Source organism: Blastococcus sp. TF02A-35, assembly GCF_004571075.1.
Classification (GTDB): Bacteria; Actinomycetota; Actinomycetes; order Mycobacteriales; family Geodermatophilaceae; genus Blastococcus.
This window is the reverse complement of the sequence record NZ_SPQP01000003.1, coordinates 67,216-79,662: the sequence shown is the minus strand read 5'-3', so window position 1 is coordinate 79,662 and position 12,447 is coordinate 67,216. Positions and strand designations below refer to the sequence as shown.

At 75.8% G+C, this 12,447-nt stretch carries 16 protein-coding genes; 9 read left to right on the top strand and 7 right to left on the bottom strand.

The window, feature by feature from the left end:
• Positions 1 to 12: 12 nt before the first annotated feature.
• The 3 genes from E4P43_RS02120 to E4P43_RS02110 all read right to left on the bottom strand — a co-directional run bounded on the left by E4P43_RS02120 (position 13) and on the right by E4P43_RS02110 (position 3,367).
• Complete coding sequence (locus E4P43_RS02120; protein ID WP_135143773.1) at positions 13 to 744, bottom strand: hypothetical protein; 732 nt, start codon at positions 742 to 744, stop codon at positions 13 to 15.
• A gap of 320 nt (positions 745 to 1,064) precedes the next feature.
• Positions 1,065 to 2,444: a Na+/H+ antiporter NhaA gene (gene nhaA / locus E4P43_RS02115; protein WP_135143772.1), complete on the bottom strand. Its 1,380-nt coding sequence runs from the start codon at positions 2,442 to 2,444 to the stop codon at positions 1,065 to 1,067.
• 74 nt (positions 2,445 to 2,518) lie between these two features.
• Positions 2,519 to 3,367, bottom strand: a complete 849-nt coding sequence (locus tag E4P43_RS02110) for an aminotransferase class IV (protein ID WP_135143771.1) — start codon at positions 3,365 to 3,367, stop codon at positions 2,519 to 2,521.
• 38 nt (positions 3,368 to 3,405) lie between these two features.
• Between E4P43_RS02110 and E4P43_RS02105 the strand changes: the two genes are divergently transcribed.
• The 7 genes from E4P43_RS02105 to E4P43_RS02075 all read left to right on the top strand — a co-directional run bounded on the left by E4P43_RS02105 (position 3,406) and on the right by E4P43_RS02075 (position 8,363).
• Positions 3,406 to 3,861, top strand: a complete 456-nt coding sequence (locus tag E4P43_RS02105) for a Fur family transcriptional regulator (protein WP_135143770.1) — start codon at positions 3,406 to 3,408, stop codon at positions 3,859 to 3,861.
• Positions 3,858 to 4,961, top strand: coding sequence for a folate-binding protein YgfZ (locus tag E4P43_RS02100; protein ID WP_135143769.1), 1,104 nt, complete (start codon positions 3,858 to 3,860; stop codon positions 4,959 to 4,961). The genes E4P43_RS02105 and E4P43_RS02100 overlap by 4 nt, the downstream gene beginning before the upstream one ends.
• Positions 4,962 to 5,059: 98 nt before the next feature.
• Entirely contained in the window at positions 5,060 to 5,620 is a 561-nt protein-coding gene (locus tag E4P43_RS02095) for an aerial mycelium formation protein (protein WP_135143768.1), read from the top strand.
• On the top strand, positions 5,617 to 6,588 hold the full coding sequence (locus E4P43_RS02090; RefSeq protein WP_280790924.1) for an asparaginase: 972 nt from the start codon (positions 5,617 to 5,619) through the stop codon (positions 6,586 to 6,588). Before E4P43_RS02095 ends, E4P43_RS02090 begins: the two co-directional genes overlap by 4 nt.
• Before the next feature lie 88 nt (positions 6,589 to 6,676).
• Positions 6,677 to 7,141, top strand: a complete 465-nt coding sequence (locus E4P43_RS02085; protein ID WP_135143767.1) for a helix-turn-helix transcriptional regulator — start codon at positions 6,677 to 6,679, stop codon at positions 7,139 to 7,141.
• A 26-nt stretch (positions 7,142 to 7,167) separates the two neighbouring features.
• Positions 7,168 to 7,947, top strand: a complete 780-nt coding sequence (locus E4P43_RS02080) for a hypothetical protein (RefSeq protein ID WP_135143766.1) — start codon at positions 7,168 to 7,170, stop codon at positions 7,945 to 7,947.
• Positions 7,948 to 8,078: 131 nt separating this feature from the next.
• Entirely contained in the window at positions 8,079 to 8,363 is a 285-nt protein-coding gene (locus tag E4P43_RS02075; RefSeq protein WP_135143765.1) for a DUF2516 family protein, read from the top strand.
• Between the two features lie 13 nt (positions 8,364 to 8,376).
• Here E4P43_RS02075 and E4P43_RS02070 read toward each other — a convergent pair whose 3' ends face one another.
• Genes E4P43_RS02070 through E4P43_RS02060 form a run of 3 tightly spaced genes read right to left on the bottom strand, consistent with a single transcriptional unit; the run spans position 8,377 to position 10,310 of the window.
• Positions 8,377 to 8,571 carry a PspC domain-containing protein gene (locus E4P43_RS02070; RefSeq protein WP_135143764.1) on the bottom strand — a complete coding sequence of 65 codons (195 nt, stop codon included), beginning with the start codon at positions 8,569 to 8,571 and terminating at the stop codon, positions 8,377 to 8,379.
• Between the two features lie 31 nt (positions 8,572 to 8,602).
• Positions 8,603 to 9,442 (bottom strand): fused MFS/spermidine synthase, encoded by an 840-nt coding sequence (locus E4P43_RS02065; RefSeq protein WP_135143763.1) that lies wholly within the window; start codon positions 9,440 to 9,442, stop codon positions 8,603 to 8,605.
• A 4-nt stretch (positions 9,443 to 9,446) separates the two neighbouring features.
• Positions 9,447 to 10,310 carry a class I SAM-dependent methyltransferase gene (locus tag E4P43_RS02060; protein ID WP_135143762.1) on the bottom strand — a complete coding sequence of 288 codons (864 nt, stop codon included), beginning with the start codon at positions 10,308 to 10,310 and terminating at the stop codon, positions 9,447 to 9,449.
• A 34-nt stretch (positions 10,311 to 10,344) separates the two neighbouring features.
• On the opposite strand from E4P43_RS02060, the gene E4P43_RS02055 reads away from it, so the two are divergent.
• Positions 10,345 to 11,352 (top strand): UDP-N-acetylmuramate dehydrogenase, encoded by a 1,008-nt coding sequence (locus E4P43_RS02055; RefSeq protein WP_135143761.1) that lies wholly within the window; start codon positions 10,345 to 10,347, stop codon positions 11,350 to 11,352.
• Entirely contained in the window at positions 11,349 to 11,471 is a 123-nt protein-coding gene (locus E4P43_RS20740; protein ID WP_280790922.1) for a hypothetical protein, read from the top strand. Before E4P43_RS02055 ends, E4P43_RS20740 begins: the two co-directional genes overlap by 4 nt.
• Before the next feature lie 156 nt (positions 11,472 to 11,627).
• On the opposite strand, the gene E4P43_RS02050 is transcribed toward E4P43_RS20740, so the two are convergent.
• A complete protein-coding gene (locus E4P43_RS02050; RefSeq protein WP_135143760.1) occupies positions 11,628 to 12,413 on the bottom strand; it encodes an SDR family oxidoreductase in 786 nt (261 codons plus the stop codon).
• Between the last annotated feature and the right edge of the window lie 34 nt (positions 12,414 to 12,447).

The window sequence follows — 12,447 nt, the reverse complement described above, 5'->3', positions numbered from 1 at the left end:
GACCCGGTCCCGCTAGCGCGGCGGGACCGGGTTGAGCGGGTCGTCGCCGTGGCCGACCCGGTCACCGGGGTCGGCGGGGACGACCTCCAGGCCAGGGGTGGCCATCAGCTCGGCGACGCAGGCCCGGCTGGCGCCGACGTAGGTGCTCATGAGGTCGATGTCGGTCGCCACGAGCCAGGCGCGGTCGGCCGGCCACCACAGGTTGGCGCTCTGCTCCGACGGCTCGGGGGCCAGGTTGCGGACGGCGTCGTCGACGCGGCCGCGGACCAGCACGACGTCCCGCGCGCGGGGCAGCGGCAGGCGGGGCGCGCCGCGCAGCTCGGCGGTGTCGTAGCCGAAGCCGGTCCAGCGCCCGAACCAGCAGCTCTCCGGCGTGCTCGTGTGGCGCGCCAGGACGGCGGCCATGCGCTCGGCGAGCGTGCACGGGAGGTGCCCCTCGGCCGGGGTGCCGTCCCAGGTGGGTGGCTGGCTGTCCTCGCTGACGTACTCCCAGCCGCCGGTGACCGCCGGCCACTGCATGCGCGGGTGGGGGGTGGTGCCGTTCAGCTCGGCGACGGCGGCCCAGGGGATCTCGACGTCGAGGTCGCCGTCGTACCGGTAGGCGGGGTGCAGCACCCGCGCGTAGGCGGGGAAGACCGGCGGCACGAGCGACCCGACGGTGCTCCAGTGCGCGCGGCCCACCGCCTCGGAGACCCAGGTGCCCACGGCGACGTCCCGCTCGATCGGCAGCCCGCCGAGCTGCACCTGACCTCCCCCGGAGAACGGACAACCCCCGGGCTGCTCCGCGGCGCCCAGCCCTCGGTGAGGGGGAGCAGCACGCGGGCCGACTGGACAATGGTCGGCGGCCCGGGGGTCGGGTGACTGTCCGGTTCTCGCTCGCCGCCGTGCGACGGACGGGCGATTCTGCCGATCGTCCGGCTTCCACGCCGGACGGGCGGCCCATCTGGACGGCGGCTAGCGGACAGCCACCTCACGAGTCCTGTAGCTCAGCAAGTTACGGACCACCTCCTCTCTCGTGTACGACGAAGGTACGACCGGGAAAGCGGGGCCTGCAACCGCATTTGTCAGCCCTCGGCGAACGGCCTGGCAGGGCGGCCGGGCGGCGTGTCACTAGGGTTGTCGACCTCGTGCCGGGCGCGGTCGTCGACGGTGTCCCAGGCGTCGGGGATGCCGTCGCTGTCGACGTCCGAGGTCTCCTCCAGCGCGATCCGCTTGTAGATGCGGTTGCGCGCCCGCAGCACGACCGTGGCCAGCAGCGCGGCGGTCAGCGTGCCCACCAGGACCCCGACCTTGACGTGCTCGTCGCGCTCGCTGCCCTGGCCGAAGGCCAGCTCGCCGATGAGCAGCGAGACGGTGAACCCGATGCCGCCCAGCAGCGCCAGGCCGATCACGTCCCACCAGCTGAGGTCGTCGGCCAGCTCCGCCCGCGTGAAGCGGGACACCAGCCAGGTGGCCAGCGTGATGCCGACCGCCTTGCCGGCGACCAGGCCGACGACGATCCCGAGGGCGACGCGGTCGGTCAGCGACTCGGTGAGCCCGGAGAGCCCGCCGATGGTGACGCCGGCGGCGAAGAAGGCGAAGACGGGGACGGCGACCCCGGCGGAGATCGGCCGGATGCGGTGCTCGAAGTGCTCCGCCAGGCCGGGGCCGGCCTCCGGCCCGCCGGCGGCCTCGCTGCGGACGACGGGCACGGTGAAGGCGAGCAGCACGCCGGCGACCGTGGCGTGCACGCCGGACTCGTGCACCAGCACCCAGGTGACGACGGCCAGGGGGACGAGCAGCCACCAGGACCGGATGCGCCTCTGCACCAGGAAGCCGAAGAGGGCGAGCGGCACCAGCGCCAGCAGCAGCGGGGTCACCGCGAGCGAGGAGGTGTAGAAGATCGCGATGATGGTGATCGCCAGCAGGTCGTCCACCACGGCCAGCGTCAGCAGGAACGTGCGCAGCGCGCTCGGCAGGTGGGTGCTGATGACGGCGAGGACGGCGAGTGCGAAGGCGATGTCGGTGGCGGTAGGGATGGCCCAGCCGCCCAGGGCGCCGTCGCCGCCGGCGTTGACCGCGACGTAGAGGACGGCCGGGACGACCATGCCGCCCACCGCGGCCGCCACCGGCAGCGCGGCCCGCCGGACGTCGCGGAGGTCACCGGCGACGAACTCGCGCTTGAGCTCGAGGCCGGCGACGAAGAAGAAGATGGCGAGCAGCCCGTCGGCCGCCCAGGTGCCCAGCGGCAGGTCCAGGTGCAGCGACGCCGGGCCGACGCGGGTGTCGCGGAGCGCCTCGTAGCCCTCCGCCCAGGGGGAGTTGGCCCAGACCAGCGCGACGACGGTGCCGACGAGCAGCAGCACACCGCCGACGGTCTCCTTGCGCAGGACCGAGGCGACCCGGCTGGCCTCGGTCCAGGAGCCACGCCCGAACAGGCGGGCGGGGGCGGCGGTGGAAGGCATGGGGGGCGGCTCCAGACGGAAGGGTCGAGAAGGACACTGCCGACCAGACTTCCCGGCTCACCTAGGGGCCGAGGCTACCGGCTGAGCAGCTCCCGCACCCGCGCGGACAGCCCGCCGTCGCCCCGTCGGACGCCGTCGAGGGTGTGCACGGCCGCCGCGCCGCGCACGCCGGACAGCAGCCAGACGGCGTCGGCGGCGTGCAGGTCCGCGACGGTCCCCGGCGTGACGGAGGTGGGCCAGCCCGCGGCCTCGGCCTGTGCGAACAGCCTGGCCTGGGTGGTGCCGGCGAGGATGCCGGTCTCCAGCGGCGGGGTGTGCAGCGTGCCGCCGGCGGCCCAGACGACCGTCGACGTCGGCCCCTCCAGCAGGCGCCCCTCGAGGCTGGTGAAGACGACGTCGTCCGCCCCGGCGTGGTGCGCGTGCCGCTGGGCGGCCATGTTCACCGCGTAGGAGAGCGTCTTCGCGCCGCCGAGCAGCCAGGGCGCGCCGGCCCGGAAGTCGGCGGGGATGCCGAGGCCGAGGCTGACCACCGAGATGCCCTCGGTGCGCTGGCGGAGCGTCTCCTCCGGGACGGGGGCCAGCAGGGCGAGGGCGGTGGGGGCCGTGCCCTCGCCGAGGCCGCGGGTGAGGAACAGCCGGCAGACCCCCTCCAGCGCCGGCGGCCAGTCGGCCAGGACGGCGGACACCAGCGCCCGCCAGGTCCCGTCGCCGGGGTGGGGGATGGCGAGGAGGGCCGCCGAGCGGGTGAGCCGGGCCAGGTGGGCGTCGAGGTGCGGCGTGCGCCCGTCGACGACGGCCACGGACTCGAAGACGCCGTCGCCACGGGCCAGGCCCTGGTCGAACGCGGTCACCACGGGCTGGTCGGCGGGCACCGCGACCGCGGCGCCGTCGCGCCAGACCGCCACCCTGCGCTGCTCCGTCACCCCCTCAGCCTGCCGCACGCGCGGCATAGGCTCACGGCATGGGTCCGGACGACGTCGCGGCGCCGCTCGCCGAGCAGTTGCGGGCGCGCGGCCTGCGCCTGACCCCGCAGCGCGCGCGGGTGCTGGCGGCCGTGAGCGCGCTGGCGCACGCGACGCCGGAGGCGATCGGGGCCCGCCTGCGCGAGGAGGCGGGGCCGGGGGGCGCGGCGCCGGACACCTCGACCGTCTACCGCACCCTCGAGCTGCTGGAGAGCCTGGGCCTGGTCTGGCACACCCACCTGGGGCGGGGCGCGCCGGTCTACCACGCGGCCGAGCGCCCGCACCTGCACGTCGTCTGCGCCTCCTGCGGCGAGATCTCCTCGGCGGCGCCGGACCTGCTGGACCAGGCCGCGGAACGTCTGGCGGCCGAGCTGGGTTTCACCGTCGACGTGGGTCACGTCGCCCTGTCGGGCACGTGCCGCGACTGCCGTGAACGAGCCCAGGAGAAGCCGTGACCGTCTCACCCCTGCTGTCCCGCCCCGGTGCCGTGCAGGAGGAGGGCGGCCAGGTCGCCGTGCACTACGGCGACCCGCTGCGCGAGCAGCGCACGCTGGCCGAGGGGGCCGGGCTGGTCGACCGCAGCGACCGCGACGTCCTCGTGGTCCCCGGTGCCGACCGGCTGTCCTGGCTGCACAGCATCACCAGCCAGCACTTCGAGCAGCTGACCGACGGCGCGGGCAGCGAGGCGCTCGTGCTCTCCCCGAACGGGCACGTGGAGCACCACCTCGTCGTCGCCGAGCTGGGCGGCACCACCTGGGTGGACGTCGAGCCGGGCACCGGCGCGGCGCTGCTGGCCTTCCTCGAGCGGATGCGCTTCATGCTGCGCGTCGAGCCGCAGCTGGTCACCGACGCCTGGGCGGTGCTGAGCGTGGTCGGCCCGGAGGCGCCGCGGGTGCTCGCCGCCGCGGGGATGGCCGTCCCGGAGCGCGAGCACGCCGTCCTCCCCGAGGGGCCGGGGCTCGTCCGCCGGATGCCCCCGATCGGCGACGGCGGGGCCGTGGTGCTGGACCTGGTCGTGCCGCGGGCCGAGCTCGCGGCCACGGCCGACCGGCTGGTCGCGGCCGGCGCGCAGCCCGCCGGGTCGTCGGCCTACGAGGCGCTGCGCGTGGAGGCCCGGCGGCCGCGCTTCGGCGTGGACAGCGACCACCGCACCATCCCCAACGAGCTGTCCTGGCTCAGCACCGCCGTCCACCTGGAGAAGGGCTGCTACCGCGGCCAGGAGACGGTCGCCCGGGTGCACAACCTGGGCCGGCCGCCGCGCCGGCTGGTGCTGCTGCACCTGGACGGCGTGAGCGAGGACCTGGCGCAGCCGGGCGCCGAGGTGCTCGCGGGCACGCGCGTGGTCGGCCGCGTGGGCACCGTGGTGCGCCACCACGAGCTGGGCGTGGTCGCGCTGGCGCTGGTGAAGCAGTCGGTGGCGCAGGACGCGGTGCTCACCGTCGGCGGCTCCACGGCCGCCATCGACCCCGACGACGCCCCGGCCGAGCTCGACGACACCCGGGCGGCGGCGCGCGACCGGGTCCGGGCGATCCGGTCTGCGACGATCGGGAAGTGACCCCAGCGGTCCGCTGACCTACGCTCCGCCCAGCGCCCGCTGATGACCACCGCCGACGCCCGCACGATGCCGGGGAACACGCACCTGGAGGCCGCCCCGTGAGTCCGAAGCCGTCCCCCGCCGGGGGTGCCGCCGTCGACGCGCTCCTGGACCCGTCGTTCCTCGACAGCGCCGTCCAGCGGCCGATGGGCGAGGTGCGGCGGCTGCGTCGCGAGGCGGAGCAGGAGGAGGTCAACCTCTCCTACACGCGCCGCCTGCTGCAGGGCCGGCTCGACATCGTGCGCCGGGAGCTGCAGCGCCGCGCGGAGCACGACGGACGGTCGCTGGTCGACCTGCTGCCGGAGATCCTGGCCGAGAAGGGCCGCGGCCCGGCGCACGGGCTGGGCCGGCACCAGACGGTGCAGCCGGCCAGCCCGGAGGAGTACGAGTCCTGGGTGAACTCGCTGACCCCGGGCGCCGACCTCTCGGCGATCACCGAGCTGTCGGACAAGAAGCTGGAGTCCGCGGCCCGCGCGCTCGCCGAGGCCGAGAAGGGCCTGTGCGAGCGGCGGCGCGGCGTGCAGCAGGTCATGGACGGGCTGGCCGCCGAGCTCGGCCGCCGCTACCGCGACGGCGAGGCCGACGTCGCCGCCCTGCTCGCCGACGAGGGTCGGCACTGAGCGGCGGCTGGCCGCTGAACCCGGTCCTGGTCGAGGTCCGGCGGTCGGGCTTCCTGGAGTCGGTGCACCGCGGTTCGCTGGTCGTGCTGGACGCCGCCGGTCAGGTGACGTTCGCCGTGGGCGCGGTGGACCGCCCGACGCTGCCGCGGTCGTCGAACAAGCCTGTGCAGGCAACGGCGGTGCTCGCCGCCGGCTGGGTGCCCGCGTCCGGGGAGGAGCTGGCGATCGCGGCCGGCTCGCACAACGGCGAGGACGGCCACCGGGAGACCGCCGCCGGGATGCTCGCCGCCGCCGGGCTGGGGCCCGAGGCGCTGGGGTGCCCTCCGGCTCTGCCGTCGCACGAGGCGACGAGGGCCACCTGGCTGGCCTCGGGCCGGGCACCGGAGCGGCTGGCGATGAACTGCTCGGGCAAGCACGCCGCGATGCTGGCCGCCTGCGTCGCGGCCGGCTGGCCGACCGATGGCTACCTGGCGCGGGAGCACCCGCTGCAGCAGGCGATCGAGGCGCGGCTGGCCGAGGCCGCCGGCGAGCCGGTGGCGGCGGTCGTCGTCGACGGCTGCGGGGCGCCCCAGCACGCGCTGTCGGTGACCGGGCTGGCCCGGGGTGTGCTCTCGCTGGTGCAGGCCGCCGAGGGGTCGCGGGAGCGCGCGGTGGCCGATGCCATGCGGGCCAACCCGTGGTTCGTCGCCGGCACGGGGCGCGAGGACACCGACCTGATGCGCGCCTTGCCGGGCTTGCTGGTCAAGGGCGGTGCCGACGGCGTGCACGTGGCGGCGCTGCCCGGTGCCGGGGCGGTGGCCCTCAAGCTGGACGACGGCGGTGACCGCGGGCGCACGCCGGCGCTCGCGGCGGGGCTGCGCCGGCTCGGCGTGCCGGCCGAGGTGCTTGCTCCGTGGTCGCGCACGCCGGTCTCCGGCGGTGACGGCGTCGTCGGCGACGTGCGGGAATCGGCTGATCTAAACGCCTGAGCGGGGTTTTCCGGTTGTGAGGGTGTTCACGTCGGTGTGCTAACTCCTCCGCTTGCAACTGCTAGCACCCGGGGTTAGCGTCGTATCCGTGCAGACCCCCGGTGAGTTCGTCCGCGAGCAGGTGACCACGGTCCGCGAGAAGGTGGACCGGGTGGCCGGCAGCGTGGCCGAGACGGTCGCCGAGGCGCCCAGCGTCTCGGCCGTCAGCTCCTCGGTGGGGGACTTCATCCGCGAGCAGCGCAGTGCTGCCCGGGTGTCCCTGCGCGAGCTGGCCCGCACCGCGGGGGTCAGCAACCCGTACCTGTCCCAGGTGGAGCGGGGTCTCCGGAAGCCGTCAGCGGAGATCCTCGCCTCGATCGCCCGGGGCCTGAAGATCTCGGCCGAGTCGCTCTACGAGCAGGCGGGGATCCTCGACCGGCGTTCCGGCAACCCGGACACCGTGGCGGCGATCCGGTCGGACGAGTCGCTGTCCGAACGCCACAAGGCCGTCCTGCTCGAGCTCTACGAGACCTACGTCCGGGAGCACCGGGCTTCTTCCCCGGCCGCCAGCTGACCCCCCACACAGACCAAGGAGTCGACATGACCCCCAGCCAGACCGTGAAGCAGTACGGCGAGCTCGCCGTGGCCCAGGGCCGCACCCTCGCCGAGCAGGCCCGCACCCCGCTCCTGGCCGTCGTCGGCGCCGGTGACCTCGCCGTCGAGCGCGCCCGCACCGTCGTCAGCTCGTTCCGCTCCCGCGCCGAGCAGCTGCCCGGCGAGGCGCAGGTCCAGGCCGACCTCGCCGTCAAGGAGGCCCGCACCCGGGCCACCGAGGCCGCCGGCACCGCCCGCACCACCGCTCAGCAGCTGGCCACCGCCGTCCGTCCCGAGGCGCTGCGCAGCACCGTCGCCGGGCTGGTCGAGGTCGCCCGCACGCAGGCCGCCAGCACCGTCGAGCAGCTCGCCGAGCGCGGTGCCGAGGTCGTCGAGGAGCTGCGTCGCCAGCCGGCCGTGCGCCGGGTCGTCCGTCGCGCCGAGTCGGCCGTCGACACCGTCGAGGACACCCTCGAGGAGGCTCTCGAGGAGACCGCCGAGGCCGTGACCGAGGCGTCGAACGAGGTCACCTCGCTGGTCCAGAAGACCGCCGGCAAGGCCGCCAAGGCCGCCGCCAAGGCCGAGGAGACGGTGCACGAGACCGCCGAGCAGACCAAGGCCTCCGTGGCCGAGGTCGCCGAGGAGGCCCCGGCTCCCAAGGCGAAGGCCACCAAGAAGAACAGCGCCGCCGCCGCCAAGAAGGCCCCGGCCACCTCGGCTCGCGTCACCCGCGCCCGCACCGCGCGGCGCAGCGACCCGACCGCCGTGCCGGCCAAGAAGAACTGACCTCACCGGTCCCGTGACCAGGGCCCCGGAGCTGCTACGGCGCTCCGGGGCCCTGTCGCGTCCGGGGCACGACCGGGTGGGCGCGGGCGGGACCGGCAGCCGGGCGGGATGCCGCGGGTAACCTTGCCGCCATGGCCGAGTTCGAGTGGTTCCTGATGAACGCCCTGCGCCTGGGCGCTCTCGGGCTGGCCGCCTGGGCCTTCGTCGACGCGCTGACCAGGCCGGCGAACGCCTTCGTCGCCATGGGCAAGCTGACCAAGCCCGCCTGGCTGGGCATCACCGCCCTGGCTGCGGTGGTCGTCTACGCCTTCGGCCTGGTGAGCTTCCTCGGCCTGCCGGCCATCATCGCCGCGATCGTCTACCTGGTCGACGTGCGGCCGGCCGTGCGCGGCCTGCACCGCGGCAACAGCTGGTGACCGCGCCCCCCGGTCAGCCGGCGGGGATGAGCAGCCAGAGCAGCAGGTAGGCCACGATCTGCGGGCCGGGCAGCACGCAGGAGATCACGAACGCCAGGCGCAGGCCGCCCGGGGAGAGCCCGAACTGGCGGGCGAGGCCCGAGCAGACGCCGCCCAGGACCTTGTTCCGGGTGTCGCGGCGGAGCCGGGTCGGCGCAGGAGTCGTCATCCGCCCACCCTACGGCCGGCGGGCGCGGTCCTCAGCGGCCGAAGACGCCCGCCGGCGGCTCGGGCGAGGGCTGGGCCTCGGCGTCGGACACCGGTCCCACCTTGCCGACGAACCGGTCGAGGTCCTCGCCGTCGACCACGCGCGAGGGCATGGGGTCGCGGGCGCAGGCGCGGGTGAGCGCGGCGAGCGGCAGCTCGACGTCGGAGGCGACCGCGACGAGGTTGCCGAAGCGGCGGCCGCGCAGGGTGCCCGGCTCGGCGAGCAGGCACACGTGCCGGAACGCCGTCCGCAGCGTCGCGACCTGGGCGCGGGCGAAGCGCAGCGGCGGGCCGTCGGCCACGTTGGCGGCGTAGACCCCGCCGGGGCGCAGCACCCGTGCGACCTCGGCGGCGAACTCCGCGCTGGTGAGGTGCGCCGGTGTGCGGGCCCCGGCGAAGACGTCGGTGATGACGACGTCCGCGCTGCCGGGGTGCATGGACCGCAGCGCCTCGCGGGCGTCCGCCGCCCGCACCCGGACGCGGGCGTTGCGGGGGAGCGGCAGGTGCTCGCGCACCAGGTCCGTGAGCGGCTGGTCGATCTCCACCACCCGCTGCCGGGAGCCGGGGCGGGTCACCGCGACGTAGCGGGGCAGGGTGAGCGCCCCGCCGCCCAGGTGCACGACGTCGAGCGCGGCCCCCGGCTCGGCGGCGAGGTCGAGGACGTGGCCCATGCGCCGGACGTACTCGAACTCCAGGTGCGCCGGGTCGTCGAGGTCCACGTGCGACTGCGGGGTGCCGTTGAGCATCAGCACCCAGGCGCCGTCGCGGTCGGCGTCGCCGAGCAGCTCCGCGGTGCCACCGTCCACGGGCGTGGGCCCGGGCGGGATCCGCACCGGCTCAGCCCGGGGCGACGGCCGACCAGCGCACCGTCACCTCGCCGTGCCGCCAGCGCCGGCTGGACCCCACCAGCGGCCAGCCCTGCTCGCCGAGCGCCTCGACGGCGGCGGCCCAGCGCTGGCGGGGGCCGAACGTCGACATCCCCGCCGCCGCGGCCCAGGCGGCGTCGAAGGCCTTCAGGAACTCGTGCACCGGCCGGCCGGGGACGTTGTGGTGGATCAGCGCCTTGGGCAGCCGCTCGGCCAGGTCCGACGGCGTCGCGATGTCCGACACCCGGGCCGACAGGGTGAGGGTCAGCGGGCCGTCGGCGTCCAGCGCCACCCAGGCCGAGCGGCGCCCCCACTCGTCGCAGGTGCCCTCGACGATCAGCCCGCCGGGTGCCAGGGCGCCGCGCATGGTGTCCCAGGCCCGGGCCGCGGACTCCTCGTCGTACTGGCGCAGCACGTTGAACGCGCGCACCACCACCGGCTGCAGGCCGGCGAGCTCGAAGCCGCCGACGCGGAAGTCCACCCGGGGCGGGTCCCGGTCCGCCTCGACGGCCTTCACGCGCTCGGGGTCGATCTCCAGGCCCACGACCTCCAGGCGGTCGACCTCGGGGCCGAGCCGCTCCACCAGCTCCAGCGTGGTCACCGCGGACGAGCCGTAACCGAGGTCCACGACCAGGGGCCGCGCGGAGTCGCGCAGCCGCGGGACCTGCGTCGCGACGAGCCAGCGGTCGACCCGGCGCAGCCGGTTGGCGTTGGTGGTCCCGCGGGTCGGCAGGCCCAGCGCCCGGGCGCGGCCGGCAGCCAGGCGAGGTGCCCTGCGCTGCGGCTGAGAAGACAGCGAGGCCCGCCGCTTGTGCTCGTTGCCCGCCTCGCTCACCGGGAGGGAGCGTAGTCCCGGCTACCGTCGAGGGGTGCAGGTGCGATCGGATGTCCCCCTCTCGGAGCTCACCACCCTCGCCGTCGGTGGCCCCGCCGAGCGGCTGGTCGAGGTGGAGACGGCGGCCGAGCTGGTGGCCGCGGTCCGCGACGCCGACGAGTCCGGACGCCCGCTGCTGCTCATCGGTGGCGGCTCCAACCTGATCGCGCCCGACGAGGGCTGGCCCGGCGACGTCGTCGCCGTCCGGTCCCGGGGCATCGAGCGGACCGGGGACCGGCTGACCGTGCAGGCCGGGGAGGACTGGGACGCGCTGGTCGCCTTCACCGTCGAGAACCGGCTGGCCGGCATGGAGGCCCTCTCGGGCATCCCGGGCTCCACGGGCGCGACGCCGGTGCAGAACGTCGGGGCCTACGGCCAGGAGGTCGCGCAGACGATCACCGCCGTCCGGGTCCACGACCGGCACGAGAAGGCGGAGCGGACGCTGTCCCCGGCCGAGTGCGGGTTCGCCTACCGCGACAGCCGGCTCAAGCGGGAGCCCGGCCGGTTCGTCGTGCTGGAGGTGGAGTTCGCGCTGGAGCCCAGCGAGCTGTCGCGCCCGGTGGGGTACGCGGAGCTGGCGCGCACCCTCGGGGTGGAGATCGGCGAGCGGGCGCCGCTGGCCGACGTCCGCGAGGCGGTCCTGGGGCTGCGCCGCGGCAAGGGCATGGTCTGGGACCCCGCGGACCCCGACAGCCGCAGCGCCGGGTCGTTCTTCACCAACCCGATCGTCCCGGCCGAGCGCGCGGTCGAGGGCTGCCCGAGCTGGCCGGCGGGTGAGGGCCTGGTCAAGCTGAGCGCCGCCTGGCTGGTGCAGCACTCCGGGTTCGGCCGCGGCACCCGCGAGGGCCGGGTCGGGACGTCGTCCCGGCACAGCCTGGCGCTGACCACCGAGGACGGCGCCACCGCCGCCGAGCTGCTCGCCTTCGCCGACCGGATCGTGGCGACCGCGCAGGAGAGGTTCGGCGTCACGCTCGAGCGCGAGCCGACGGCGGTGCGGCCGTGACCGACGACCGGCAGGCGCGGCTGCGCGCCCTCTACGCGGTGCTCTCCGCTCCCGAGCCCAGTCCGAGCGGGCAGGCGAGCGACGAGGAGTGGACCCGCAGGCTGCTCGCGGAGGGCTGACCTCGGCTCGCTCCGCGCGGGCTCTCGGCGCGCGGCTCGACCCGCGCCACCGGCCGTCGAGCCGCGCTGTGGTCCGGCTCCAGGCTCGGTGACGCGGGTCAACCCCCGCCGCGACCGGGTCGCCGGCCGGGACCCGCAGCGCGGACCGCGGGTGGCTCAGGCGTCGCGGGCGACCTTGTGCTGGGCGGCCTGGGCGCGGGGGCGGACCACCATGAGGTCGATGTTGACGTGGTGCGGCCGGGTGAGCGCCCATGCGATGCAGTCGGCGACGTCCTCGGCCACCAGCGGCTCCCGCACACCCCGGTAGACGGCGTCGGCCTTCTCCTGGGAGCCCAGCCGGTTGAGCGAGAACTCGTCGGTGTGCACCATCCCCGGCGCGACCTCGATGACCCGCACCGGCTCGCCCACCAGCTCCAGCCGCAGCGCCCCGGCGAGGGCGTGCACGCCGTGCTTGGCCGCCGTGTACGAGCTCCCGCCCTCGTAGGTGACCAGCCCGGCGGTCGAGCTGACGAACAGGACGTCGCCGGCGCCGGACGCCCTCAGCGCCGGCAGGAGCGCCTTGGTGAGCCGCACCGTCCCGAGCACGTTGACGTCGTAGGTGCGCGCCCAGGACTCCAGGTCGGCGTCCTCGACGCGGTTGGCGTCGAACGCCCCGCCGGCGTTGTTGACCAGCACGTCGACCCGGTCCAGCGCCTCGGCGAAGGCCGCCACGGAGCCGGCGTCGGTGAGGTCCAGCGGCAGGGCCCGGGCGCCGGTCGAGGCCGCCAGCTCCTCGAGCCGGTCGACCCGGCGGGCCCCGAGGACGACGTCGAACCCCTCGGCGGCCAGGCGGGCGGCGGTGGCGGCACCGATGCCGCTGGAGGCACCGGTGACGACGGCGGTGCGGCCGCGTCCGGGGAGGGGGGAGTGCTCGGACCGGGTGAGGTCTGCGGGGTCGGGCATGCGGGCCATCCTCGCGCTGTTGCAGGATGGGCAG

Excerpts from the sequence above, each read along its gene's own strand:
- E4P43_RS02080 (WP_135143766.1), top strand. The coding sequence starts at position 7,168 with ATGACCCCCAGCCAGACCGTGAAGCAGTACGGCGAGCTCGCCGTGGCC.
- E4P43_RS02105 (WP_135143770.1), top strand. The coding sequence starts at position 3,406 with ATGGGTCCGGACGACGTCGCGGCGCCGCTCGCCGAGCAGTTGCGGGCG.
- E4P43_RS02050 (WP_135143760.1), bottom strand. The coding sequence starts at position 12,413 with ATGCCCGACCCCGCAGACCTCACCCGGTCCGAGCACTCCCCCCTCCCC.
- nhaA (WP_135143772.1), bottom strand. The coding sequence starts at position 2,444 with ATGCCTTCCACCGCCGCCCCCGCCCGCCTGTTCGGGCGTGGCTCCTGG.
- E4P43_RS02075 (WP_135143765.1), top strand. The coding sequence starts at position 8,079 with ATGGCCGAGTTCGAGTGGTTCCTGATGAACGCCCTGCGCCTGGGCGCT.
- E4P43_RS02070 (WP_135143764.1), bottom strand. The coding sequence starts at position 8,571 with ATGACGACTCCTGCGCCGACCCGGCTCCGCCGCGACACCCGGAACAAG.